We start from the raw sequence: 24,697 nt of genomic DNA on the forward strand, positions 1-24,697 counted from the left end.
ATGCATTTAATCGAAATTTATTTTTCCTGAATTTCTTTTCCACTCATACGCTCTATTTCTATTTCAAAAAACTGCACTAATTTTTGTTACTTAATTATATATTTCGTACCTCTTCCTTTACCTTCGTCCGTTACAATTCCCTTTTGAATCAAATCTTTCAATATCTGTATTGTCTTTGATTTGCCAAATGAAACATACGGCGCAATTTCGCTAATCGATTTAAGAACTGTCCTACTTAAAATTTTATATACTGTTCTTTCATCTTCCGTCAAATTCATGTTTTCTTCAAAAACGGAAAGTTTACCTGACAAATATTCTTCTTCCGTTATCCCTGATGGCAATCCACCCGGAGAAATAATCTCTATTCTATCATCAAACATCAATACTCTGATTTGGGACTCCACATCCCATACTCTATGAATTAGTGCATTTGCAATTGCTTCTCTAAAAGCTGCTTCCGGAATTCTTTCTACGTTTTTTCGTTCTGCCCCTTGTATCACTTCATATCTATAGTAATCTCTGAATACATCCAGTGTCTTATCATACACATCTAAAACAGATATATTATCAAACGTTGCTCTTTTTTGAATAATACTGATATTTTGACCGAACTTAACAATATCAATTCCAGGAAAATGTGATTTATATAAATACGGCTTTTGGACTCCGCCTTTTACTGTAAGCTTTATTGTATTATCGCTTTGTATTTCGAGTGTATAGTCCGGTTGAGGCTAAATGCTATCATTAATTTTATTTTCTATATCCAAACAGGATTGCCTTACATTAGGCATCCCCTTAACATTACCGTTATCGTCTATCCCGAAAAAAATCTCGCCTCCATCATAATTTGAAAAAGCACTTACAGTTTTTAAAAATGTATTTGTAATTGTTTCTTTAAATTCTAATTTTTTTGTTTCATGCATACTACTTGTATCCTTTCCATTTTATTTATTATATGTAAAAACGCACGAAAAATTAAACATAAAAAAATACGTTTTATTTTTCGTGCGTTTTTGATTGTTATTCAAAGTCACTGCGTACATAAAATGTAGCTCTTCCGTTTCCTTTTTTTATAAGAACCCCTTCTTCTACTAATTGTTTTAAAGCTAACTCTACTGATTTTTTTCCTATAGAAGGGCATAACTCAACAACGTCACTCTTAGTTATTTTTCCTATTTTATTATATATTGCACGTCTGACAATTTCTTTTGCAGGAATTTTTTCACTTACAAGTTCTACTCTTTCCTCAAAATCTCTGTATGAAGCAAGAATAATCCTTAACATATATTTCACAAAAGACGTTACATCTTCCTTATTTTCATGCCAACCATCTTGACAATTTTCTAATGCTTTATAATATAAATCTTTATTCTTTGCAATCTTATTTTCAATAGAAATATATTTACCTACAACATATCCACTTCTATATAAAAGAAGCGCTGTAAGCAAACGGCTCATTCTTCCATTTCCATCACTAAATGGATGTATACAAAGAAAATCATGTATAAAAATAGGAATAAGCAAGAGCGAATCCAACTCTTCGCTATCAATCATTTTGTTGTAATTCTCACAAATATCGTCTATTGCAGACGGCGTTTCATATGGTGCAAGCGGTGTGAAAAGCACGTACTCTTTTCCTTTTTCATCAGTAGCAGCAATAACATTTTGTGATACCTTAAAATGACCACCAATATTTTTTTCCGTATATTTATATAAATCACGATGTAACTGCAAAATATAATTTGCTCTTATTGGAATGTACTCATAATTCTCATGAATCGTATTCAGGACATCTCTATATCCAAGAATTTCTTCCTCATCACGATTTTTCGGAGTTGTCTTTTCCTCACATAACTGCCTTAATCTTGTACTTGTAGTCCGTATTCCTTCAATTGCATTCGATGCCTCTGTACTCTGTCGCTTTGCTATTTCAATAAGTTTATCTAACTCTTCCGGTTTCTGCTTAAGATATATTTCCTGTCTTCCCTTATATTCATGAATCTGTGCAACAAGTGAAATTATTTCACTATCCCATTTTTTTTCTTTCAACGATGAATAATCAAATTTTCTCATAATCCATCTCCTAATTTGTTATTTATCTTCTAAATTATATTGCATTTTAGGAGATAATTCAATTATTAGGACATAAAATCCTTATATATAGCATTCCTTTTTTTAGAAAGTATATTCTATTTTTAGAATAATACATAATCACATATTCCTATTTAATTGCCTCGCTCCATTCATTTTCCTTGAAACCTGTTAACACTATATTTTCTCCAACTATAAGCGGACGCTTCATAAGCATGCCATTAGTTGCCAATAATTGTAACTGCTCATCTTCACTCATTGTAGGCAACTTATCTTTAAGTTTCATCTCTTTATATAATAATCCGCTGGTATTAAAAAATCTTTTAATTGGCAAACCACTTTTATTAAACCATTCTTTTAATTCATCATATGTTGGATTGTTTTCCACTATATGACGCTCTGTGTATTCCACATTATGTTCGTCCAACCACTTTTTAGCCTTTTTGCAAGTTGAACATTTTGGATAACATATAAATAACATTTTTTCACCATCCTTTATTAATTTCTTTTAAATATTCTATAAATTTCTTAACTGCCGAATTTAATATTTTTCTATCCTTCATTGCCAATGTAATCTAGCTTATTTTGCCGATTTTATTATGAATGTCTGCATAATTTATAAAAATGGCACTATATAAACCGGCATTCCAACAGATACCTATAACAAGTGACTGTATATTTCTAAATCTTCGTTCTTAAATACATTAAATATTACCTTTTTGATTCTGTCATCTTTTTTCAAAAATTGCATTACTGTTTCCGTAGCAATTTCAGCAGCCCTCTGCTGTGGGAATCTAAAGACTCCTGTGGACAAGCAACAAAATGCTATTGATTCCACACCTGTATCAGCAGCAAGTTTTAAACATTCTTTATAACAACTTGCAAGCAAATTTTCATCTTCTTGGGTAACTTTCCATTGTATAATAGGTCCCACTGTGTGAAGAACATATTTTGCCGGAAGGTTGTATCCTGATGTAATCTTTGCTTTTCCAGTTTCCTCTTCATGCCCCTGCTTTGTCATAATCTCATGCATTTTCAAACGAAGTTCTACTCCTGCATAAGTATGAATAAAATTATCAATACAGGCATGCATAGGTGAAAAGCATCCAAGCATCTGTGAGTTGCAAGCATTTACGATTGCGTCACATTTCAAAGTAGTAATATCTCCCTGCCAGATATATAATCTTGAATCGGATTTCACAGGTGTAAGAGTTGCAACATCTGTGATACCACGCTCTATATTTCTTTCAGTAAGATACTCATCCTGTATTTCCAAAAATTCATGACTTATTGGTCTTGGTGGTCTAACATTCATAAGTGAGCGCAACAGATTCTCCTGTCCCTGCTTATCCGCGGGAATACTCTGTCTACCAAACCTTATTTCTTCTTTTAAAAGATACTTAATCAAATATTCTCTTCGCTCATTCTGGTTCATAATACCTGTCCCCTTATATCTGTAATTGCCTTTGCCATATCACCGCCGATACCGATTGCGCGCTTTCCGAAACCTTCCGGTACGACTGCTTCATCCATCTTTCTAAACATTTCTTCCGCATCATATGTCTTTGGATGACATCCTCTCTGGCATTGTATTTTACCATAATCTCCCTATGTTGCAAATATTCTGTTTTCATCAAACCCTGCTTTATAAAACTGATGGTCCACATTGGTAGTCATTACAAAATACTCCTTGCTTTTCACAATATCATAAAGCTCGGTATAAAGCGGCAATTCCGGAGGAGCAAAGCTTTCCATCCTGCTCGAAACCAAACATAAATGGACGGCATTTTGCCTTTCCATCTCTTCCAACTGTTGCTAAATACTGAACCGGGTTTTTCTGTAAAAATTCTACTACTTTCTGCATTTTATAGTACCTCCTTAAATTATATAAATTGTTTTTACAAAGCTTATATAATGTGCAAAATATCATATACAGCCGGACAAATTTGTAATAAAATATATTTATATAAGCCAAACGTGAAACGATGAATTTTATACAGAGGAAAGTCTTTTTTCCTTCAACAATATTTTATTTATGGAAAGGAACGGTGAATATATGAAAAAAACATCTTTAAAATTACTGCTATTTAGCTTTTGTATGAGTTTTATTATGATAATTCCTACAAATGTAAATGCAGAAGAAATCATTCCAGTCAATATATCTGTAAAGTATGGCCAGACAGAAGCCCGAAGAATCTTAGATATGATTAATGAACTGAGAACCAGTCCTACTGATGCATGGGCTTGGGATAAGACTGATACCAAACAAGTTGCATATCCCGGTTTAAAAGAACTTGTCTATGACTATGATTTAGAGCGACTTGCAATGAAACGTGCAGCAGAAATTGCACTATCCTACGAACACACCCGCCCAAATGGTCAAAATCCTTTTACTATTTATACTGAAGAAAATATAACCAGACTGGATGCAGGTGAGAATATTGCAGTAGCAAGTCCTAATGTTTATTCTAAGGCAGAAGCAGTAAATAACGGATGGCGTGAAGATAACGAACCTTATGCCGGTCAGGGGCACCGTAGAAATATGTTAGGTTATAAATTTACCTGCGTTGGAGTTGGTCATGTTACTTACAACGGCTATGACTACTGGGTGGAAGAATTTGCCTCCAGACCTTCCATTAATACAACAGAAACACCGGCAAATGACAGTGAACAAACTGTTACTGTTTCAGTAACTAAAAGTTGGATTACAAATTATAAGACATCTTTTGACCAAGATTCATATGTTCTTAGATTAGGAGAAACATTAACTCCAAATATTACACCTATAATTTCTCTTATAAATCAATTTGGACCAATCGGAACCGTGTTAGATACTCCAACCGTTTCCATTAATGACCCTTCTATTGCCACCTATAGTGATGGAAAGATTATAGGACTTAAAGAAGGTACCACCACGTTAACCACATCACTGTACGGATTGCCATCAACAACTTCGGCAACAATAATCGTACATGACTGTGATAATCATTGGAATCAGGGAGTAATTACAAAAGTTCCAACCTGTATAGTGGAAGGCGAAAAAACTTATACCTGCGCTATTTGTAATAATACAAAAATTGAAAAAATTGGCATAGATGCAACAAATCACCTCCACTCTGAAATTCGAAATCAAAAGGAAGCTTCCTGCAAAGAGGAAGGATATTCCGGTGATAAATATTGCCCTGACTGTGGAACTAAACTTTCATCAGGCAATACTATTGCAAAAACAGAAAATCATAGTTGGAATAACGGAGTAATCACTAAAGAACCTACATGTGCAGAGACAGGCGTAAAAACTTATACTTGTGGAATTTGTAATAAAACAAGAACTGAAAACATTGCAAAAACAACAGAACATCTTCATACTGAAATTCGTAATAAAAAAGCTGCTACCTGTGGTGAAACCGGTTATACAGGAGATACATATTGTACTGATTGCGGAACAAAAATTTCATCCGGTAAGACCATTGCAAAATTAACTACTCATACTTGGGATGAAGGAAAGGTCACAACAGAACCTACCTGTACAGCGAAAGGTGTTCGAACATTTACTTGTAGTATATGTGCCAAAACCAAAACTGCGAGCATTGCAGCAACAGGACATCAGCATACTGAAATCCGCAGGAAAAAAGACGCAACCTGCGGCGAAGATGGTTATACAGGAGATACATATTGTACTGATTGTGGAAAGAGACTGGCATATGGTCAAACCATAAAAAAAACCGGCAACCATACTTGGGATGACGGAAAGACTACAACCGAACCTACCTGTACAATAAACGGCATAACAACTTTTACCTGTAGTGTATGTGGCAAAACAAAAACAAGAAGCATAAAAGCAGCAGGACATAGTTATGGAGAATATGTGGTTGTAAAAGAGCCGACATCCACAGAAAAAGGACTGAAATCTAAAACCTGTAGCGTATGTGGAAAAGTATATTCTGTGACATTGGCAAAAACCGATTCTTCTAATGCAAATATAAGAAATACGACAAATTCAGAACAGAATACACAGACAAATCAGTATACCACTAAAAAGATTAAACTAAACCGCAGAAAACTGACTTTGAAAAGAGGCAAGAGTTTTAAATTAAAGGTTACTTTAACACCGATAAACAGTCGTGACAAAATTACTTACGTAACTTCAAACAAAAAAGTTGTCAAAGTCTACAGAAATGGTAGAATCAAAGCTCTGAAAAAAGGTAAAGCTAATATTACAGTAATTTCAGGTAATAAGAAAGTTATCTGTAGAGTAACGGTCAAATAAAGACTATACAACAAAGGGCACTCAAACAATTAGTCAACTTTTAGTGCTTTAACGCCCTAATTATATATTTAATAAATATAATTTTAAAAGAATGATTAACAAAAAATCCTTTATGAAATATAAGTTTTACAAAAACTGTATCCATAAAGGATTTTTTGCTATTATCATCAAATATATTTACTACGCATAACTCTCTTATCCATCTTTATTCCGACCCAATATTGAATCATCTTATACCTCCCTTGTATGTTCATACTAATCCAAAAGTTATATTTTCTCTATAAAAAATAATTTACATCCCACAATTTTGCTATGTCAAAAGTATTTTACATATTGTAAAATGACGATTTATCGGCAATCTATTGCTACCACAGTAAATACTGCTTTTTTTTGCTTTTGTGTCAATGGTTTTAACATTCCCACTTCAAGCATTCTTTCAACTATATAAGGAATAAATTCTCCCCATGTAAATGCGTTACTGTTATTGTATCTAACTAATTTTTCCAAATGCTCCGGATACTTTGACTTATTTACCTCATAAAGTCTTTCATCCACTTTTTTCCCTTCTTCAAATATAAATTCCGGAATCTGTATATGATTTGCTACGAAATTGTTTATGACAGTTACTAAATTTCCATCTTTTACATTTATTACTGTAACCTGATTTTCTCCATCAACAACATATCCCTTTGCTGATAGATTGGAAAAACTACTTACACTTATTTTTTCTTTATCACAACCATTTGATAAATATGAATACAAGTCTTCCCAATCTTCCTGTGTATTACTTCTCCAGTCTATTTTTCTATCGCTATATATACAATTATACTGCTTACTTTGGAGCACCTGTTTATTATCTCTCCATACCTGATCATACATATAACCACAACCTGCATATTTATCATCTGGCTTCTGCCTAACACAATCATCTGTTACAGTTGCATACGCAATAAAATTCCCTCCGTCCGGTCTTTTTACTGCAAGTTCTTCCCAATTTTCCCAATCGTTTCCGAAAGAACTTAGCGCCATCATTACCAAATTGTATTTCAGATAATTTTTGTCATTATTAGGGCATATCATTCCCCAATTGTCCTCTGCTTTATCAAATTTTTCAAATAGGTCCTTGAAGAATTTTTCACATAAAAATTTTGCAACTTCTTTTTTAATATTTGCCTCTTCTGAAAAATCTTCTCTGCTATCTGTTATGTACATATTTGTCAGGTATTTAGGATTTTTTGAGCTGTCAACCTGATCAATATATCCCCATTCCACAAGTTTTCGTAATTCTCCTTCAATATAGGCAATAGGCACTTCCAACTCCTTTGAAATATCAGTTATTGTCTTTGCCTGATAATAACAACTCCATGCAATATTCTGTTTAAGCCTTGAATCAAACATATCCTTTGTATCACCGTTTTTCCCCGGGCTTCCACCATGTCCCATATTAATAAAATATATAGGATTTACACTTAAATTACTGTTTTTAACCATATCAATTTTCTCCTTTAATCCACTTCTGATGTCAGATAAATGCCATTTTACGGTTCCAACAGAAATATTAAGTTTCTTTGCAATATCCATTACTGACATTTCCTTATAGTATTTCATATATGTAATTACTCTTTGTCTGTTGGATAACATCCCAATTTCTTTTCTCAGTTTTTTGTATGTTTCTCCATTTTCAATATTATCAAAGCCGCTCTCAGTTACCGGATATTCTATTTTTAGAATGTCTATGTGTTTATTTGAAATTTCATTATCAACAAATCTTGCATATACATTGCTCGCTATTCTATATACATATCCTTCTATATTTACAATATTATCTGTCTTAAGAAATGATTTATATATCTCAAGCATAATATTCGAAGCAAGTTCTTCAGCATCCGCAATGTTTCTCATTTTAGACATCGCAAATCCAAATATCTTCTGCTGGTATTCAACTATTAATTTGTCTGCATCTATCTTATTCACTATCTACCTCCGTGATAAACAAATGTGCACTTTTTGTTTTCATCTATATAGTGTATTAAATGTTAAAATAGGTTTGGTATAAATTTTTATTAATTCATCTAATCATATATATACTTTACCCCCTCTTCTTTCAATGTATTTTGATACATCCATTTATCCTTTTGGTTATTTTATCACAGTATTATCACCTTGACACTATTACACAAAACATATCGCAATGAGCATATCTCTGTGCTATAATAAATTGTTCTTAGTCTAAACTAAAACTTTTTAATTGACTAGAAAAAATATATCAAAAGACAAGGTATGGCATTTTATTAATCAAATTATATAGAGGATAAAAGATTGAAAAAAGCGATATCAACATTTTTAGTACTAATTCTAATTGTCACAAGCTTTTGTTTCACAAGTTTTGAAGATATGTACCAATGGGCGATAACTATGCAATGTACTGTGGTGAATGTGGCAAATATTTCTACGGTCCTACAAAGCATGATGATTGGAACATACATATATTTTATATTTGTAATGTGTTAGGTCTACCTGGTTCAGGCTGGGCATGGGCATGGGATACTTACGATACTTTCTATAAAAAAGAAGACCACGAACATACAGATACTATGCAGCGCTCCTATTGTCAAAATAAAGGTAAACAAGTATCTCAGAAATTACTTGAAAGTAAATATACACCATATAGAACTGATGTACCAATGAGTTATCCGCCAACAGGACCTGTTTGGTGGTATATAGATAAATTCTAACAAATAAAATGTCACGATATAATTAAACGGCTAATATGTTTCTAAAATTTTAGATACATATTTATGAACTAAAAAACAAATGGATGTTTCTCTGCAATTACAGGAGACATCCATTTTGTTTTAGTTTGAATTATTTCATTATTATAATTCTATTAATCTCTGTCTTTTGACAAAGACCCAAACGAATCGAAGTTCTTTTTGGGACCATAATTTGTTCATTTTTTAAACTATAACTTCCTGTGATCCGCGGAGTGTGTACATATACAAATCCTCTGTCCTGGAAGAACTGGTGAATCTCATATGCTGCCAGAGAACGAACTCTGAATACAGCCTGGAATGTGTTTGTTCTCGGACGGAGATGAGAAATTGTTCTAAGATACTCAAAGCTGTGACGCTTCTTCTGCAGTGGATAATCCGGTGCGGATGCTCCTTCTATCACAACCTCTTCTGCCTGGATCTCAAATGGCTGCTTAGCCTGTGGTGTTGCTACCAGTGTACCCTTAACAATGATTGCTGCTCCTACATTCAGTTTGGAAACCTCAGCGAAGTTCTCAATCTTGTCGTGATATACAATCTGTAATGTATCAAAATAAGATCCATCATTCAATACGATAAATCCGAATGTCTTAGAATCTCGAATGCTTCGAATCCAGCCCCCAACTGTTACCTCTTTGTCCAGATATGCTTCTCTGTTCTTAAATAACTCACGAATTGTTGTTAGTTCCATACCATTTACTCCTTCAAATAATTCTTCTATCTTTTTCTATTATCAGAATCTTCAAACAGATGCCTCACGGCAGTCTTAACAGCTGTTATAACACTCCAGGAGCGCAGAGTAAATAAGAAACAACAGTTTTGAGTTATATTTTGATATATATCACAAAATAATTATTGTATATTTATGCATAAATCAAGTTCAAAATGCAAAAAAATAGAATAATTTTCCATAATCATAACTAGCACTTCTTTTTTCACTTTTTTATTTGAATTTTTACAAGTAACTTAGATGTCAAAGCCGAAGCTAATAAAAAAGCGGTACATCCTGCTGTAAGTTTTCCAACGATCACAGGGACAATCATCTTTGGATTAACTCCTGCTGTAAAAGCAAGGTGATCTCCAAACGTAAATGATGCCGAAACAGCAAATGCAATATTTATGATTTTTGACTTTTCATTCATATCACCAATCATATTAAACATTGCTATATTGTTTGCCAAAGTTGCTATTAACCCTGCTGAGCCTACTTCATTCATTCCAAATGTTTTTCCTACTTTTGATAAAATACTTCCAAATGTTTTTGTCATCCATTTCACCATTGGAAAAGCACCTATTAAAATAGTTCCGATCTGTCCACAAATTAAAAAAGAATTTTCAAGCGGGATTGTACCATTAGAATCTTCTTCTACCATAACCCGAAACAGAGGAAAATGAATTCCTGTTTGATATTCAAACACTGCAATTGCTATAAAAATTGTAATTAATATCTTCAAACCTGTTCCAAATTTTTGAAATCCTTTCAGCATTTTTTCTGGCCAGACCCAAAGACCAATTACAATCAGCGCTGCCATCAAAATTACTGGAAGCATATTCCTAATGATCGATAAAAGACTCATCTTATAAGACGTAAAATTCATTACAATTCCTCCGACCAAACATCCGATAGGTATTGTTATTATTCCTGCCAAAACACCTGCACCAAGATAAGGATAATCTTTTTCTTTCATCAAGGACATTCCTACTGGCAAAGTAAAAACTAACGTTGCCCCTAACATATTTGCTACTAATAACCCTGAGAAGTTTCCTACCGCATTATTCCCTGCAAGTTCCATTGCCAAAGGATATCCCCCTGTATCACTTGCAAGTAAGGTTCCCGCAAACATAGATGCATCAGCTCCTATCAGCTGATATATAGGTACAACAATTGGTTTTAGCACTATTGCTAAGACTGGTGCCGCCGCAATTACCCCTGCCATTGCCAGCATCATCGGTCCTATTGCATGAAATCCTTCCTCGAATTGTTGTCCATATCCCCGTCGGTTTTCCTGGATTCTATCAACTGCTCCGATAAGCATAAAGATCATCATTATGAAAATAATTATCGAGTTCACAGACAAATTATTTATCCACATCTGTATACTTTCTATAAATTCACTCATATTTGTCTCCTCTGCAACACTTTATAAGGTTTCTTCTTCACATTTTACCATTAAAAAAAGGAGGTTCGGACTAATCCGCTCCTCCCCTTGCTGAAATAATTTCATCAATTATTCTCGACAGCTCTAATGCCGTCTCGACACTATATTTACAATCACTTAATTCTTCTGGTTTTCCGTATCCATACTTACAACCAACAAATGGAATCTGATTATATCTGGCAGCCTCTTTATCATAACTTCGATCACCTACCATAACTGCAAGTTCTGGCTTTTCTCTCAGTAATAGTTCTTCCAGACTATACTTTTTGTTATTTTTTTCTGTAACCCCCTGGATCACATCAAAATAATCATTTACTTCTAATTTTCTTAAAATAACATCTAACTCCCATTTTGATGCATTAGAACAGATTGCCAACTTATATCCTTTTTCTTTTAACTCTTCTAACATTTGATGGATTCCTTCAAATGTTTTTGCTGACTCTTTCATTCCATCAATCCAATATTTCTGAATTAATGTTTTGAATATCTCCACTTGTTCAGATTGATTCTCTCCAAAGAAATATCTTACATCCTGCTCAAATGGAGCCCCGATCCGTTCTATAAATTCTTTATCCGAAAACCCAGTTTTTCCTACTTCTTCCAAGGCTTTTCTATATGCCTTTACTGCATATACTTCTGTCTGATTGATTGTGCCATCTACATCAAAGATAACAATTACTTTAGAAGATTCCAATTGCACATCCTAAAATGCATAAGACAAATATGCCAAGTATAATATAAATTGTCTTAACATTTTTATTAAACAGGGCTACACAAAGGAATGTAGCTCCTAACGGAAGAATTCCCGGGAAAATCTGATCGAAAATTGATTGTAATGTTGTTTCAGTTCCTGCCAATGTAAAACTTAGGGTTGTTTGTAACGAGACCATCGTTCCTATCATTGCACCTATTACTGTCATACCAAGAATGGATGCCCCCATGGAAAGCTTGTCCATCAAATGATTTTCTTCTGAATTCTCAAGGAATTTTGTTCCCATCTTATATCCATACTTTCCACCAAGAATTTTCGTAATAAAATGAATTGCTGTATATAATAGGAAGTAAATCACTGCGCCAAGAATGTTTCCGCTTTTTGCAAGTCCAATTCCAATTCCTGCAGCAATTACTCTAAATGTTCCCCAAAAGAAGGAATCTCCTATTCCAGACATAGGTCCCATCAGACCAACCTTTACATTATTAATAGAAGATGTATCAAAAGTATCTGATTTTGAATTTTCTTCTTCCATTGCCACACCAAGTGTCATAAGGAATGGAGAAACATGTGGAGTTACATTGAATGTTTCTGTATGTCTTTTCAACGCTGCATAAAAATCATCATCATTTGGATATATTTTACGCAATGGCTTTTCAATTGCATACATATATCCATACGCCATCATTTTATCAAAAGACCATGATCCCTGAATCGTAAATGATCTCCAGAAAATACTTCTATAATCCTTAGGAGTCATGATTTCCTTTTTTTCATTTATTTTGTCTAATTCTGTTCTTTTATTTTCTTCCATCAGAAATCATCCTCCTCTTCAAATTGCATATTATTTACTACAAGAAATGCGATACATAATCCTACAACTGCAACACCAATCACATCCATTCCAAGGTACATAACTGCTACAAATCCGAGGAAAAGGTATGGAAGTATTTTGTTGTTAGACATAATTTTAATTAAAAGCGCAAGTCCTACACAAGAAAGTACTCCTGCTGCAACATTAAATCCATTCAGTACCACCTCAGGAATCATATTCAGTACACTATTAATTCCATCAGAACCGAAGAATAATGCGATGAAAACCAAAAGTGCTGAAGGGATTCCAATTGACAGTGGCACTACTGTTAAATGTAACAGGTTTGCTTTTTTCAGATTTCTCTCATCAAGTGCTCTTTCAATCTGTTTTCCTGCCCAACTTCCAGGAATCGCGTAACAGAAGTTTCTCCACAGCTGCAGGAATACAGACAGTGGTAATGCAAGTGCTACAGCTGTTCCTGTTCCTGCTCCTGTCTGAATTGCAATTGCAATACTTAAAATACTAGAAGCATATACTTCCGGTGGAACAGCACTTCCAACCATAATAGATCCCATGAACATTGATTCCAATGTTGCTCCAATAATTACACCTGTTTGAAGATCTCCCATAATCAGACCTATAATTGGACCTGTAAACAACGGTCTAGCCATCATAGATGCTCCAAACAACTGCTCATCCATTGCTGCAAGAAGAGCGACAATAGACACAAGAATTGCCGGTATTAGCATAATATTTCCTCCTTCTTTCTTACTACTATAACGGTTTAGATTAAACTTTCTGCCATGACTTTTTTATCTGTAGGAACAGCTCTACATTCAACTTCTGCACCTGCCGCAACCATCTCATGAATCTGTTCTTTCTCTTTTTCAGATACTGCAAGAGACGGAGTAATCATTGTTCTTTCACTTGTCAGTTTCATATTACCAAGATTAACGTGATCAACATCTTTTACATTTTTCACTAGTTCTAACGCATCTGATGTATTATCAACAATCAGAAACAGCTTATATTTATCCGTCTTTGTTCCATTCAACAATGGAATCGCATCTTTCAGTGTTTTTACAACAAACTTCACGCCCGCCGGAGCAACCATTTTCAATGAATTTCTACGGAGTTTATCTGCTGCCACTGCATCATTTACTATCAGAATACAATCTGCTTTCAATGAATTTGTCCATGCAAAAGCAACCTGTCCATGTATCAATCTCTCATCTACTCTTAATAATTTAATCATTAGAAATCCTCCTCTATATTGCTCTTTTCTTCAATCATTTTTTTCAGATCTACAATTCCTTCTCTTCCCATCTGAATTGCATTTTCTATCAATTCATCTGTTGAAACATCTGAATCCAAATCCTGTGCCAGACCAATCAGTAAAGGAAGATTCAACCCTGTTATAATATGTATCTTCTCAGATTGAATGTATGAGGAAAACGCATTAGCGACGCTTCCACCCATAATATCTGCAACAATAATCAGTTCATCTTCTTCATCCAATTCATGAATCTTCTTTTCTGCTTCTTTATGCATATCAAACCCTGGTTCAACATATGCACTGATTTCTGAAATATCTTCATTTTCACCCATGATTAATTTGAATGTCTCCATAATCCCTGATGCAAATCTTTCATGAGTTGCTACTAATAATTTCCTCATACTATTCCACTTCCTTATTTCATCTTAATTTTAGTACTCTACTGTTCTGTAATATCTTCTGATTTCCAGACTATGATTTCTTACATGCTCAAAATGTGCGCTAACTCTTTCAAGCTGTGCAGCCATAACGAGTGGTGAAACAAGTCCTCTTACGCTTGGATCAACTCCTTTAAGTTCATAATCCTTTGTATCCCATACCTGAACTACATCTGAATATTTTCTTACAAATTTTTCAACACGATCAAGTAATGGTCTTGTCTCATCTTCACCTTTGAAAAGCATAAAGCTCATATCTTTTTCAGTCATTTCCACTGTTCCATGGAAGAACTCTGCTGCATGGATAGATTTTGTTGCGATCCACTGCATCTCTTCAAGTACGCACATTGCGAAGCAATATGTTTCTCCCCATGTGTTTCCAGCTCCTACACACATATGGAATTTTGTATCTTTATGTTTCTCTGCAAATGCAAGAGCACGCTCGTCATTATCTTCTCTTACTTTCTGAAGTACTTCCGGCATCTGTTTCAGAGCATCAATAAACTTTTCATACTCTGGAAATTCTCCGTTGTTTTTCATGAATCTTGCACCCAGTGCAAAATACTGAATATAAATTTCTTCAACAAGATTATCATTGGATGCTGTTCTGTTTTCAAACACATAATCTGCATACTCAGTAAGTGGGCATTCCTTTTCACCTACAAGAACGATTACTGTTGCACCAACTTCTTTTGCATATTTTGCTGCATTGATTGTCTCTACTGTTGTTCCTGAAAGAGATGCTGTAATTACAACAGAATCTTTTGTGAGTTGTTTTGGTTTGGCTGTAACTAGTTCTGCTGCAATTTCATAATACCACGGAATTGTTGAATTTGTCTTAATGAGATAAGATAATGGGCTTGCCATCGCATAAGTTCCACCAGTTCCCACAAGATAAAGGTTCTTATATCCCTTCTCGCAAATAGCATCTACTGCCTGATTGATTTCTTCAATATTGTTTACTGCCTGAGTTAATACTTCATTGTAAGTTTTGTCTTCATATCCGTACATATTCTGGTTCCTCCATAATCAAAATAATAATTAATAATTTTAACTTTATGCGCATAGCTTAGTGTTGTAACCACTTCGCATTTTTAATATACCACGCTATTTTTGTAATGTCAACCACTTTTATTTTTTATTATACAAATTTTGCTTTTTAGGTTTCTTTTTCTATTTTTGTTTGGTATAATAAGCTCAGAAAACCTTATTTGTTACTTTTTGTGCTACACCGTGTCTAGTAATTCTGTTATTTTAGGAGATATAACTATGGATCTTTCATACCAACAACTTGCAGAAATTATACGAGAAAAAATCAACAGCAATGAATATGTTTTTGGTCTTGCTCTTCCTTCTGAGCGTGAATTAGCAAAATCTTTTGATGTACGCCGTTCCTTAGTTCGCTCAGCAATTGAACAGCTGTGTACTGAAGGCATTTTAAAAAAATATCACGGAAAGGGAACTTACATTATGCTAAAAGATATTGATTTTTCTTCCAAGCATTTTAAAGGTATGAGTGAGTTGCTAAAGAAAGCCGGCTATGACCCTTCCAGTAAAATTTTAAATACAATGACTCGAAAAGCCGGTTACAAATTTTCAAAGATTTTCGATGTATCAGAAGATACGGAGATTTTTCAGGTGCTTCGACTTCGTCTCGGAAATGAACAGCCTATAGCTATTGAAAATACTTATATTTTACATGACAGTATCCCTGATATTGAAAATATTGATTTTCAGATTTACTCTTTGTATGATCTTTTTCGAACCAATAATATAAAGATTTATGATATTAGCCATGCTTTTTCTACAACAAAAGTTCATAACACGGACGCACGTTTTCTTAATTTGGAAAATGATACTTCTGTTATTTACGTTGATATTACATCCTCGCTGATTGATAACCAGGTTGTCGAATATACGGAAGTTCTTGTACGGCCTGAATTCAGCAAATATTATACGGATGGCATTTTCAAAAATGGTATTTATCAAGTAAATGCACAGTTTGTTATATAATTTTTTAGAGAGGATTTACAACAATTATGCCTAAGATTTATCAGCTTCTAACAGATGAAATTGAAGAATTTGTTTTACAATATATAAATGAACATCAATTAAAACCACATGACAAACTTCCAACTGAAAGAGAACTTTCCACATCGTTAAATGTAAACCGAATTACACTTCGTAATGGTTTGCAGAAACTGATCGACAAGGGAATTATCTATAGTCATCGTGGAAAAGGTTATTTTGTTTGTCCCCAAAAAATAAATCGGACATTGTGTTATTTCAGTTTTCCCGAAGCAGATAGTCTGTTAAAAGACCATTCTTATAAAGCCGAAGCTCAAAATTTCTTACCAACAATTATGAGCAATATTATTCATAATTTTTTATGTATAACAAATGATTATAATATTACTATTTCGTCTTCTCTAGAAAGTGTTGATGAAACAATCATCGCTTTTTCTTGTGATGCAATAAAAACTGAATATAATACCATTTACCCTGGTTTGTTTCAGATGAAAGAAATCCCACCAACCTTAGTACAGTCTTTTTTCATACGAATTTATGAAAATGAGGCTCTTGATTCTTTATCTTTAATTACAAAGCAAACCTTAAATGAGCTTTTACAATTATCTGAAGAAGACACTTTACTTCTTGTAACAAACTTTATATCTGAAGATGATGTTCCTATTGCCTGCACAGTTTCTGTATGTGTTGGAACTCGGTTAAACCTGATTGGAAATATTCATTCACCAAATTAAAAAAGAGAGATCACTGTGTGATATGCTCCCATAAGATAAAACTAAGAGATTGTGCCGTTCTTCTGCTCCGAAAATGCTTTTTTCAGATAAACTGCGTTACTTTTTATAAGGAGCTTGTGAACAGTAATACCTGTTATTGTATCTATATATAAACATACCTTTCCACTCTTGAAATCCAATATTTTCTAGTATAAAATATTCTCGTTAAATTCTTGACGAATAGCAATATAACAACGGCAGTTCTCTTACTGTGTTACCATTTAAAGCAAGAGAGCTGCCGAATTACAAAAGAATAAGGAGTTATATCATAGACAATCATTTTAACACTCCCGCAGAAGTCATTGATCTGAGTATCAAGGCCTGCGAGAACAAAACCCGTCTTCCACTTGGAAAAATGATTCTGCTCGGCATCATGGCCGGTGCGTTTATTCCTTTCGGCGGTGCTACAAGCAGCACAGCAGCGCACGCAGTAGAAAATGTTGGCATAGCAAGAGCTCTTGCCGGATGTATCTTGTACTGGTCAAGCATTTTTGTAACACTTTGTTCGATAAATACCTATCTGTAACGAGCTTCCATTGGTGTTAAATAATCATTGTATGAATGAGGACGAACATAATTATACCAATTGATATAATTTATGGTAAGTTCATCCATCATCTCCACACTTGAAAATGAGGTTACATTATAAAAATTGCTTTTAAAAGTGTTATAAAATCTTTCCATTGGAGCATTATCATAAGGGCAACCGGCCTTACTCATGCTCTGGGTTACATTATTATCTTTACAGAAATTCACAAAATCCCATGAGGTAAACTGTACTCCCTGATCTGAGTGCAGAATCACTTTAGGGTAGTTTTCTTTTTTCCAGTCTTGTATCCCAGTTTAGAATGCATGATTACGGCACATAAATTTAATTCTTTATTCATGTATTTGTGCATAGTGGTATTGCTTAATTCATAGCCATAACGTTTGATGAAAATACGCATAGCCCTATAGCCTATAACACGATTATTATTATAGTATACATATTTTATAAGTTCAAAAATGTGTTCCAAACGTTTGTGATATTCACGCTTGGTATCTTTTTTGTAGTTATAATAACAATTAGGGCTAATACCAAACTTCTTACATAACCATCTTAAACCAAATATATTTTTGTTATCGTCAATGAATCGATATACCACTAATCGATTTCCTTTGCAAAGAATGCCGCTGCTTTTTTTAGGAAAAAAATTTCCTTATCTTTTTCGTTAAGAAGCTGATTTAATCTTCGTATTTCCTTTGCGTCATTAGACTCGGATGTTGTATCGGTGGTATAAAGTCATTCTTCCCTGTATTCATTAGCCCACTTGCTAACGGAACTTTTTGCAACATTAGAATCTGCAAGGCTACTTGATAAAGTGGCAGGCAACGACTAAATAAAACTTTCCCTTATTTCCCTTACGATTATCTCATAAGGGCAAAAATAAGGGAAAATACATATCATTTCACTAATGAATGGGCTGGAAAGCCTGTAAAATAGGAAAAGTTAGAAAGATATTTCGGCAAACTGGAAATTATCTATTTCTCCTCTTCGTTAAGACCTAGTTCATTACATATTACTTGCTATCCCTGATACCTTATTCTTTCTACCAGCGTTTCCTTTTTAAGATTACTGCTTAAAACGCAGGAAAGTACAATCTGCAACAGACCGACCAAAAGAATCATAATAAAAATTGGTACGATTGGAACATGATAGATATTCATTCCAAATATTCCATTATGTTTTGCATAGGAAAAAAGTGCATAGCCGAGCGGCAGACCAATGATCAAAGCTACGCATATGGTACCAACCGTAAACATCATTCCCTGTAACTGCAGACATAAATTTAATTGTTTATTTGTCATACCCACAGCCTGTAATACACCATATTCCTGCTTTTTTGTCGTAATATTCATGATTATGGTGTTTGCCATATTCATAAAACCGATGAGTCCTACAACCGCCATAAACAGATAACAGCCAAGCTTCATCATGCGAGCTGTGAATTCTGCAGATTGTAACTGTGCATGATAGGTATCCATTTTTATATGCGAAGTATTAGAAATCAAAGTATTCAGACTCTGTTCCACAGATGCTACATCTTTTTTATCACAGTCCACCCACAGATAGCCATAGGCTGTTCCTCTCAGATTCATGGAACGGTATACACCTTCCGGAATGACAAGATAAGTGTCCGCGCTTACAAAGGATCCTGCAATCTTTCCCTGATAGGTATAAGTTCCACTTCCATTCTCAAAGTCAAATGCAATGGATTCACCCGGAGCATATCCATCTTGTTCCATCCACGTTGACCAGCCAAAGAAAATTTCACCATTCTTTACCGCCTGATCATAGTCCATAGAGCCAATGTCCCCGTCTTGGCGCATAAAATCAAAATCATTTTTACTCACAATATCAGCCGGAAATCTTGTTCCGTTCAGATTTACAGAGACAATCTCTCTCGTCATGACATCTGTCACTCCTGGAATGCTTTTGATTTCTTCAATCATTGAATCATTCAATGGATTATCCGTCAGAATCGTATCCAGATTATTCTCCGGATATCTTTCATCGTACTCAGCAGAATAGTCAAGCTGCAGTTCAAATTGTCCATGATTAACGGAAAGACGTGCTTCATGCTCCGTATCAATATTTCCTACATAATTAGAGATAATCACAAACAATGCGCAGGAAAGCCCCAGTGTGAGGATGGTACCAATGGTTCTTTTTGGATTACCCGTTACATTTGCCATTGCCATAGAAAACACGGTGACATTTTTTCTTCCATTTCGTTTTCCTTTTTTGTGTGTTTCTGCATTTTCTAAATACCGTGTTGCTTCGATAGGTGAAATCCGTGAAACAATTTTCATTGGTTTACGCAGCGCCAAAGCAACGGTAAAAAATGACACGAAAATACATAGAAGCATAACAGGCAGGGAAAACAGTGGCACCTGCTGATTTTGGACTCCCATAGAGCCAATTTGGGTTGATACAAGGTTTCCCTGTTCTACCAGCCAGTTAAAACCGCATTTTGCAATCAGAAAACCAAGAAGCAATCCAACTGGTATGGAAAAAATTGTCAAAAAAATGCCCTCTCTGAAGATCAGTTGTTTCATCTGCTTTTTTGTCGCTCCCAGAGCCTTGATTTTTCCATACTCCTGTATCTTGTTGGCAATACCGACCTGAAAAATATTATAAATGACCACAACAGAGAAAAGTACAATTGCAATAATCAAAACCCCGCATACCGCAATCGTTTCATAACTCGGCTGCAAGACCCATTGCAAATAGAGATCATTGACTATAACGTTTTTTTCTTCGATCCCACAAGCTGCTGCAATCTGCTTTATAACCGAATCAATATTATTCATAGATACATTTGCAGAATCATTTAAAGTAAAATAAATATTATACTGTCTGTCATTCTCTGCGACGTGCTCATCATAAAACTCCTGTGACCCGAAAGCAACATAAGATGCCTCGATGGTATACTCCTCCCGATCATATAGGATTCCGCTGACAACAAATTCTTCCGGCTTATATTCTGACTGCATTCCTGCGCGGTAATCCAGTGTAACCGTATCTCCAATCTTTACATCACCATACCCCATTGCACGAAAAAATGCTCTTCCTGCGGCAATTTCCTGCGTTCCCCCCGGATACTTTCCTTCCTTCAACTCATATTCTTTATTATAAGGAAGCATTTTTCTTGCAGTCTCATCCATGCAGACAAAACCACCGTTTTCGTTGCCTTTAATTATGCCTTCTGTACACATAATTCCTATTGCATCTATTTCTGCACGGCGGCGTACGTCCTTTAACTGCGAGGCATCTGCTGCGACAAACAAACCATAATTGCTTCCATATGAGCCTGCCGCCTGACTTTTCTGTAAACGGATCATTCCATTTCCTACAGTACTGATAATCACAAGCAGCATCGTAGTCAGACATATGGACATCATAATCAGTATACTTCTTGTCTTGTTCTTTTTGTCATTGCTATATGCAATCCTGCTTATTGTCTTCATCTAAAATCCACCACCTGTCCATCCTCAATTACCAGAATACGATCAGCGACCTGTGCAATTTCGTCATCATGGGTAATCATTACAATTGTCTGTCCATATTTTTTTGCTGTCATCTTAAGCAGGGCGATCACCTCATCACTGGTCTTGGAATCAAGATTTCCTGTCGGCTCATCTGCAAATATAATTTCCGGACGATTCACCAGTGCTCTTGCAATTGCTACTCTCTGCTGCTGTCCTCCGGATAACTGATTTGGCAAATTGTAAATCCTCTTTTCAATCCCCAGAGTTGCAATAATATCATTTACATACGCTTCATCCACTTTTCTTCCATCCAGCCCCAGTGGCAGTACAATATTTTCCCAGACATTAACAGATGAAACCAGATTAAATGCCTGAAAAACAAATCCGATTTTTCTTCTGCGGAAAACAGCAAGGACATCTTCCTTCATCCTGTATAAATCTTTTCCTGCTAAAGTAACACTGCCTTTTGTCGGGGTGTCTAGCCCTCCAAGCATATGAAGTAATGTACTTTTACCGGAACCTGACTTTCCAACAATTGCGACAAATTCTCCCTGCTCAATCTGAATGTCCACCTGATTGACCGCTTTGACCTGATTCTCACCTGCGCCATAAAACTTACAAAGCTGCTTGGTTTCTAATATCACACTCATGTGTTGCCTCCTTTTCAATTCTGTAAAGCGTACCTTTTCAGCACGCTTTCTTTGCCTGTTTATATATTTGGTCATTTTTCAACCTACATCCAAATTGTATCAGGGCAATCTTTCATTTCACTTTCAAAAAACGAGCAGAAATCTTACAGAATTGTAAGATTTCTGCTCACTTAAAATTTAACCAACATATGGTAATTGAATCACAAACGTGCTTCCTTTTTTCTTTTTGCCGGAGGTTACCGTAATCGTACCTGCGTGTTTTTCGATAATTTCTCTCGATAGAAAAAGTCCGATTCCTGTACCACTCTTTTCCATGACCTCCTTGGAACTTCCTCTGTAAAATCGTTGAAAAATTTTGTGATACTCATTCTGCGGAATACCAATTCCCTGATCCTCAATTTCCATTCTTACAAGATAGTTTCTTTTTTGTAACTGGATAAATATTTTTGAACCACACGGGCTGTACTTGACCGCATTATCCAGAACGTTGATCACAGCTTCACCAAGCCACCTTTTATCCTGCATAATCGTGCATGTTTCCAGCTCTTTTTCATAGTCAAAAACGAATTCAATTTCTTTCTCATCCGCTTTAGGATAAGTGCGGTTCACAGCAGATATGACAGTATCCATAAGCGGAAGTTTTTTCTTATTAATCTGAATCAGTCCAGTTTCCATCTTGGATATTTCAAGAAGTGACTGCAATAATGTCTCCAGTCCATCCAGAGCACTCCGACAACGGATACGAAACTCCTCCTGTTCTGTGGCACTTAAGTCATTCTGCATCAGCACACTAAAACAGGTATCCAAAGCTGCAACCGGTGTCTTTAACTGGTGAGAAATATCAGAAACCATTTCTTTCGTGTTCTCCTTTTCTGCCCTTGCTTCTTCCTTTATCAACTGAATATGATGTCCGATTGCTTCAAGCTGGTCATTCAATTTTTCCAGTTCTGCATGATTTTCCGTTTTCAGTAAATCATCAAATTTATTTTCACGGAATCTGATCAGAATTTCTTCCAACTGGTCTAAAATTTTCTGATGACACGCATCTTCTTTTTTCTTCCAATAAAGTAAAAAAGTCAAAAGAAGCACGCATATCACAGTGCTTACAGCACCGGTCACCATAACCTGATGCCGGAATTGCGAATAAAATGCATTCCCTTTATTCCCCCAGTATCCATATTGCTCCAATAATCGCCTTCCCTGTTCGTTGGTTTCAATATCCTTATCCTTAAGCAATTCCGAAACAGCATCCAGCCCGGAAAATTTTTCCTTTGCTGCAATTTCTGTCATAAGATTCATTTTATATTTATAATCTTCATAAAACACATACGTGGTAAAGCAATTTAATATTGCAAACAATAATATGACAGGTAATACCAAGGAGAGCACTACTGTAATCTTCTTGCGATATCTCTTTGTCACTGCCTTACCTCCTGATTCCATATATACCCAAGACCTCTGATATTCTTTATATAGACCGGTGCAGCCGGATTGTCTTCGATTTTCTCACGGAGTCTTCTGATATTGACAGCGATTGTATTTTCATCCACAAAATCCCCTTCCAGCTCAAACACATTTTCCAATATTTGTGTTTTTGAAAGAATCTGTTTCGGATTCTGAAGAAAAAAAGTCAGCATTTTCAACTCCGTTTTTGTCAGACTAATTTCACGACTCTTTATCAGGACTTTCATTTCTCCTGCGATAAATACGATATCTCCCGAAATCATCTTTCCGGCTTCCGTTTTCTCCTGTCTGCGGCGGAAATGTGCTTCTATTTTCAAAAGAAGTACCGAAAGACTAAACGGCTTTGTAATATAATCATCTGCCCCTGCTTCATATCCCATGACCTGATCCATCTCCTGATCTAGTGCTGTAAGACAAATAATGTATGTATTATAATTGCATCTCATCCACCTTACAAATTCCAGTCCATTTCCATCCGGAAGATTCACATCACAAATGGTAACATCCACATTATTATCACTTGCAATTCTTTTCGCTTTTTTCACTGATTCTGCTGAAAAAACCTCATATCCGGATTTTTTCAGTGAAAATGTAATTCCACGATTTAAATTTTCATCATCTTCAACCACAAGTATACCTGGCATAGCATATGCACCTCTCTTTATTAACTATATATATCAGCTGGGAGATGACTCCCACCTCTATAGGTGGTGAGAAACAAGCTTGTATCAGTAGGGGAGTCAATCCCCTAGCTGATATAGCCTCCGGCATGATTGCAGAGGTGTACAGTAGAAGTATGTCATGCAATTGCATGACGCGCACCTCGCAGCAAGAATGCCGAGGCATTCTTGAATTAATATCAGAGTACTGCTTCTTCAATTCTCTCATCGTTTGTATCTCCAAAAGATAAAACAATGGAACTATCGTCAGCACTGTTATCCTCTGAAAGTAGTCGTCAAATATGCTTTTGCTTTTTCAATGCCGGAAGTGTAGCAAGTTCTTCTGTCGGAGTAAGCATTATACAGCGTCTGTTTCCAATATATGCTGTGTGAAAATCATAACTCCCTTCAATATAAATAGGCAAAGAATCCTGATGATTCCCTGCTTCATATTTTATAGAAATTCCGAATACGCTTGTAAGGATATTTCTTATTCCCCTTTTAACTTAATTTCTTTCATTTTAACTTAGTGCTGTTAAAAGTCAAGTTTTTTGAGTTATTTTA

General features: G+C 35.2%; 23 protein-coding genes and 2 pseudogenes. 5 read left to right on the forward strand and 20 right to left on the reverse strand.

Annotation, left to right across the window (positions count from 1 at the left end; genetic code table 11):
- Positions 1–86: 86 nt before the first annotated feature.
- From N5B56_RS13455 to N5B56_RS10220, 6 genes are all read right to left on the reverse strand, one after another.
- Entirely contained in the window at positions 87–548 is a 462-nt protein-coding gene (locus N5B56_RS13455) for an ATP-binding protein (protein ID WP_260978867.1), read from the reverse strand.
- Positions 549–731: 183 nt separating this feature from the next.
- A complete protein-coding gene (locus N5B56_RS13460) occupies positions 732–923 on the reverse strand; it encodes an AlbA family DNA-binding domain-containing protein (protein ID WP_243003049.1) in 192 nt (63 codons plus the stop codon).
- A 97-nt stretch (positions 924–1,020) separates the two neighbouring features.
- Positions 1,021–2,073 carry a Fic family protein gene (locus N5B56_RS10200; RefSeq protein WP_260978868.1) on the reverse strand — a complete coding sequence of 351 codons (1,053 nt, stop codon included), beginning with the start codon at positions 2,071–2,073 and terminating at the stop codon, positions 1,021–1,023.
- 148 nt (positions 2,074–2,221) lie between these two features.
- Positions 2,222–2,572: an arsenate reductase family protein gene (locus tag N5B56_RS10205; protein WP_117910088.1), complete on the reverse strand. Its 351-nt coding sequence runs from the start codon at positions 2,570–2,572 to the stop codon at positions 2,222–2,224.
- Positions 2,573–2,749: 177 nt separating this feature from the next.
- Positions 2,750–3,526, reverse strand: coding sequence for a protein-ADP-ribose hydrolase (locus N5B56_RS10210; RefSeq protein WP_260978869.1), 777 nt, complete (start codon positions 3,524–3,526; stop codon positions 2,750–2,752).
- A 270-nt stretch (positions 3,527–3,796) separates the two neighbouring features.
- Entirely contained in the window at positions 3,797–3,955 is a 159-nt protein-coding gene (locus tag N5B56_RS10220; protein WP_428979601.1) for a pyridoxamine 5'-phosphate oxidase family protein, read from the reverse strand.
- A 246-nt stretch (positions 3,956–4,201) separates the two neighbouring features.
- Here N5B56_RS10220 and N5B56_RS10225 point away from each other — a divergent pair, with 246 nt between their 5' ends.
- The gene (locus N5B56_RS10225) at positions 4,202–6,358 is read left to right on the forward strand and encodes an Ig-like domain-containing protein (protein WP_260978870.1); all 2,157 of its coding nucleotides are present in this window, start codon (positions 4,202–4,204) and stop codon (positions 6,356–6,358) included.
- A gap of 348 nt (positions 6,359–6,706) precedes the next feature.
- Here N5B56_RS10225 and N5B56_RS10230 read toward each other — a convergent pair whose 3' ends face one another.
- Positions 6,707–8,332, reverse strand: a complete 1,626-nt coding sequence (locus tag N5B56_RS10230) for an RNA polymerase sigma factor (RefSeq protein WP_260978871.1) — start codon at positions 8,330–8,332, stop codon at positions 6,707–6,709.
- A gap of 428 nt (positions 8,333–8,760) precedes the next feature.
- On the opposite strand from N5B56_RS10230, the gene N5B56_RS10235 reads away from it, so the two are divergent.
- Positions 8,761–9,093: a hypothetical protein gene (locus N5B56_RS10235; RefSeq protein WP_260978872.1), complete on the forward strand. Its 333-nt coding sequence runs from the start codon at positions 8,761–8,763 to the stop codon at positions 9,091–9,093.
- 232 nt (positions 9,094–9,325) lie between these two features.
- Here N5B56_RS10235 and N5B56_RS10240 read toward each other — a convergent pair.
- The 8 genes and pseudogenes from N5B56_RS10240 to N5B56_RS10275 form a co-directional block, all read right to left on the reverse strand.
- Positions 9,326–9,820, reverse strand: a pseudogene (locus N5B56_RS10240) (OB-fold nucleic acid binding domain-containing protein); the annotation flags it as partial.
- Positions 9,821–10,064: 244 nt separating this feature from the next.
- Positions 10,065–11,249, reverse strand: a complete 1,185-nt coding sequence (locus tag N5B56_RS10245; RefSeq protein WP_260978873.1) for an ethanolamine utilization protein EutH — start codon at positions 11,247–11,249, stop codon at positions 10,065–10,067.
- A gap of 70 nt (positions 11,250–11,319) precedes the next feature.
- Positions 11,320–11,982 carry an HAD family hydrolase gene (locus N5B56_RS10250; protein ID WP_144366559.1) on the reverse strand — a complete coding sequence of 221 codons (663 nt, stop codon included), beginning with the start codon at positions 11,980–11,982 and terminating at the stop codon, positions 11,320–11,322.
- A complete protein-coding gene (locus tag N5B56_RS10255; RefSeq protein ID WP_260978874.1) occupies positions 11,969–12,814 on the reverse strand; it encodes a PTS system mannose/fructose/sorbose family transporter subunit IID in 846 nt (281 codons plus the stop codon). The genes N5B56_RS10250 and N5B56_RS10255 overlap by 14 nt, the downstream gene beginning before the upstream one ends.
- A complete protein-coding gene (locus N5B56_RS10260) occupies positions 12,814–13,563 on the reverse strand; it encodes a PTS mannose/fructose/sorbose/N-acetylgalactosamine transporter subunit IIC (RefSeq protein ID WP_260978875.1) in 750 nt (249 codons plus the stop codon). The genes N5B56_RS10255 and N5B56_RS10260 overlap by 1 nt, the downstream gene beginning before the upstream one ends.
- Positions 13,564–13,598: 35 nt before the next feature.
- Positions 13,599–14,069, reverse strand: coding sequence for a PTS sugar transporter subunit IIB (locus N5B56_RS10265; RefSeq protein WP_260978876.1), 471 nt, complete (start codon positions 14,067–14,069; stop codon positions 13,599–13,601).
- Positions 14,069–14,491, reverse strand: a complete 423-nt coding sequence (locus N5B56_RS10270) for a PTS sugar transporter subunit IIA (protein WP_260978877.1) — start codon at positions 14,489–14,491, stop codon at positions 14,069–14,071. Before N5B56_RS10270 ends, N5B56_RS10265 begins: the two co-directional genes overlap by 1 nt.
- A 30-nt stretch (positions 14,492–14,521) precedes the next feature.
- A complete protein-coding gene (locus N5B56_RS10275; RefSeq protein ID WP_117910078.1) occupies positions 14,522–15,538 on the reverse strand; it encodes an SIS domain-containing protein in 1,017 nt (338 codons plus the stop codon).
- A 258-nt stretch (positions 15,539–15,796) separates the two neighbouring features.
- Here N5B56_RS10275 and N5B56_RS10280 point away from each other — a divergent pair, with 258 nt between their 5' ends.
- The 3 genes from N5B56_RS10280 (at position 15,797) to N5B56_RS10290 (ending at position 17,854) form a co-directional block, all read left to right on the forward strand.
- The gene (locus N5B56_RS10280; RefSeq protein WP_117910077.1) at positions 15,797–16,540 is read left to right on the forward strand and encodes a GntR family transcriptional regulator; all 744 of its coding nucleotides are present in this window, start codon (positions 15,797–15,799) and stop codon (positions 16,538–16,540) included.
- 26 nt (positions 16,541–16,566) lie between these two features.
- Entirely contained in the window at positions 16,567–17,289 is a 723-nt protein-coding gene (locus N5B56_RS10285; protein WP_260978878.1) for a GntR family transcriptional regulator, read from the forward strand.
- A 250-nt stretch (positions 17,290–17,539) separates the two neighbouring features.
- Complete coding sequence (locus N5B56_RS10290; protein ID WP_243003047.1) at positions 17,540–17,854, forward strand: formate/nitrite transporter family protein; 315 nt, start codon at positions 17,540–17,542, stop codon at positions 17,852–17,854.
- On the opposite strand, the pseudogene N5B56_RS10295 reads toward N5B56_RS10290, so the two are convergent.
- The 5 genes and pseudogenes from N5B56_RS10295 to N5B56_RS10315 all read right to left on the reverse strand — a co-directional run.
- Positions 17,845–18,135 (reverse strand): annotated as a pseudogene (locus tag N5B56_RS10295) (transposase); the annotation flags it as partial. The gene N5B56_RS10290 and the pseudogene N5B56_RS10295 sit on opposite strands and share 10 nt — an antisense overlap.
- Positions 18,136–18,894: 759 nt before the next feature.
- Positions 18,895–21,339, reverse strand: a complete 2,445-nt coding sequence (locus N5B56_RS10300) for an ABC transporter permease (protein ID WP_260978880.1) — start codon at positions 21,337–21,339, stop codon at positions 18,895–18,897.
- On the reverse strand, positions 21,336–22,010 hold the full coding sequence (locus tag N5B56_RS10305) for an ABC transporter ATP-binding protein (RefSeq protein ID WP_260978881.1): 675 nt from the start codon (positions 22,008–22,010) through the stop codon (positions 21,336–21,338). Before N5B56_RS10305 ends, N5B56_RS10300 begins: the two co-directional genes overlap by 4 nt.
- Before the next feature lie 177 nt (positions 22,011–22,187).
- Positions 22,188–23,453 (reverse strand): sensor histidine kinase, encoded by a 1,266-nt coding sequence (locus tag N5B56_RS10310; RefSeq protein ID WP_260978882.1) that lies wholly within the window; start codon positions 23,451–23,453, stop codon positions 22,188–22,190.
- Positions 23,429–24,118, reverse strand: coding sequence for a response regulator transcription factor (locus tag N5B56_RS10315; protein WP_118565645.1), 690 nt, complete (start codon positions 24,116–24,118; stop codon positions 23,429–23,431). Before N5B56_RS10315 ends, N5B56_RS10310 begins: the two co-directional genes overlap by 25 nt.
- Positions 24,119–24,697: the final 579 nt, after the last annotated feature.

The sequence above is a fragment of the Eubacterium album genome, assembly GCF_025336545.1.
GTDB lineage: Bacteria > Bacillota > Clostridia > Lachnospirales > Lachnospiraceae > Eubacterium_U > Eubacterium_U album.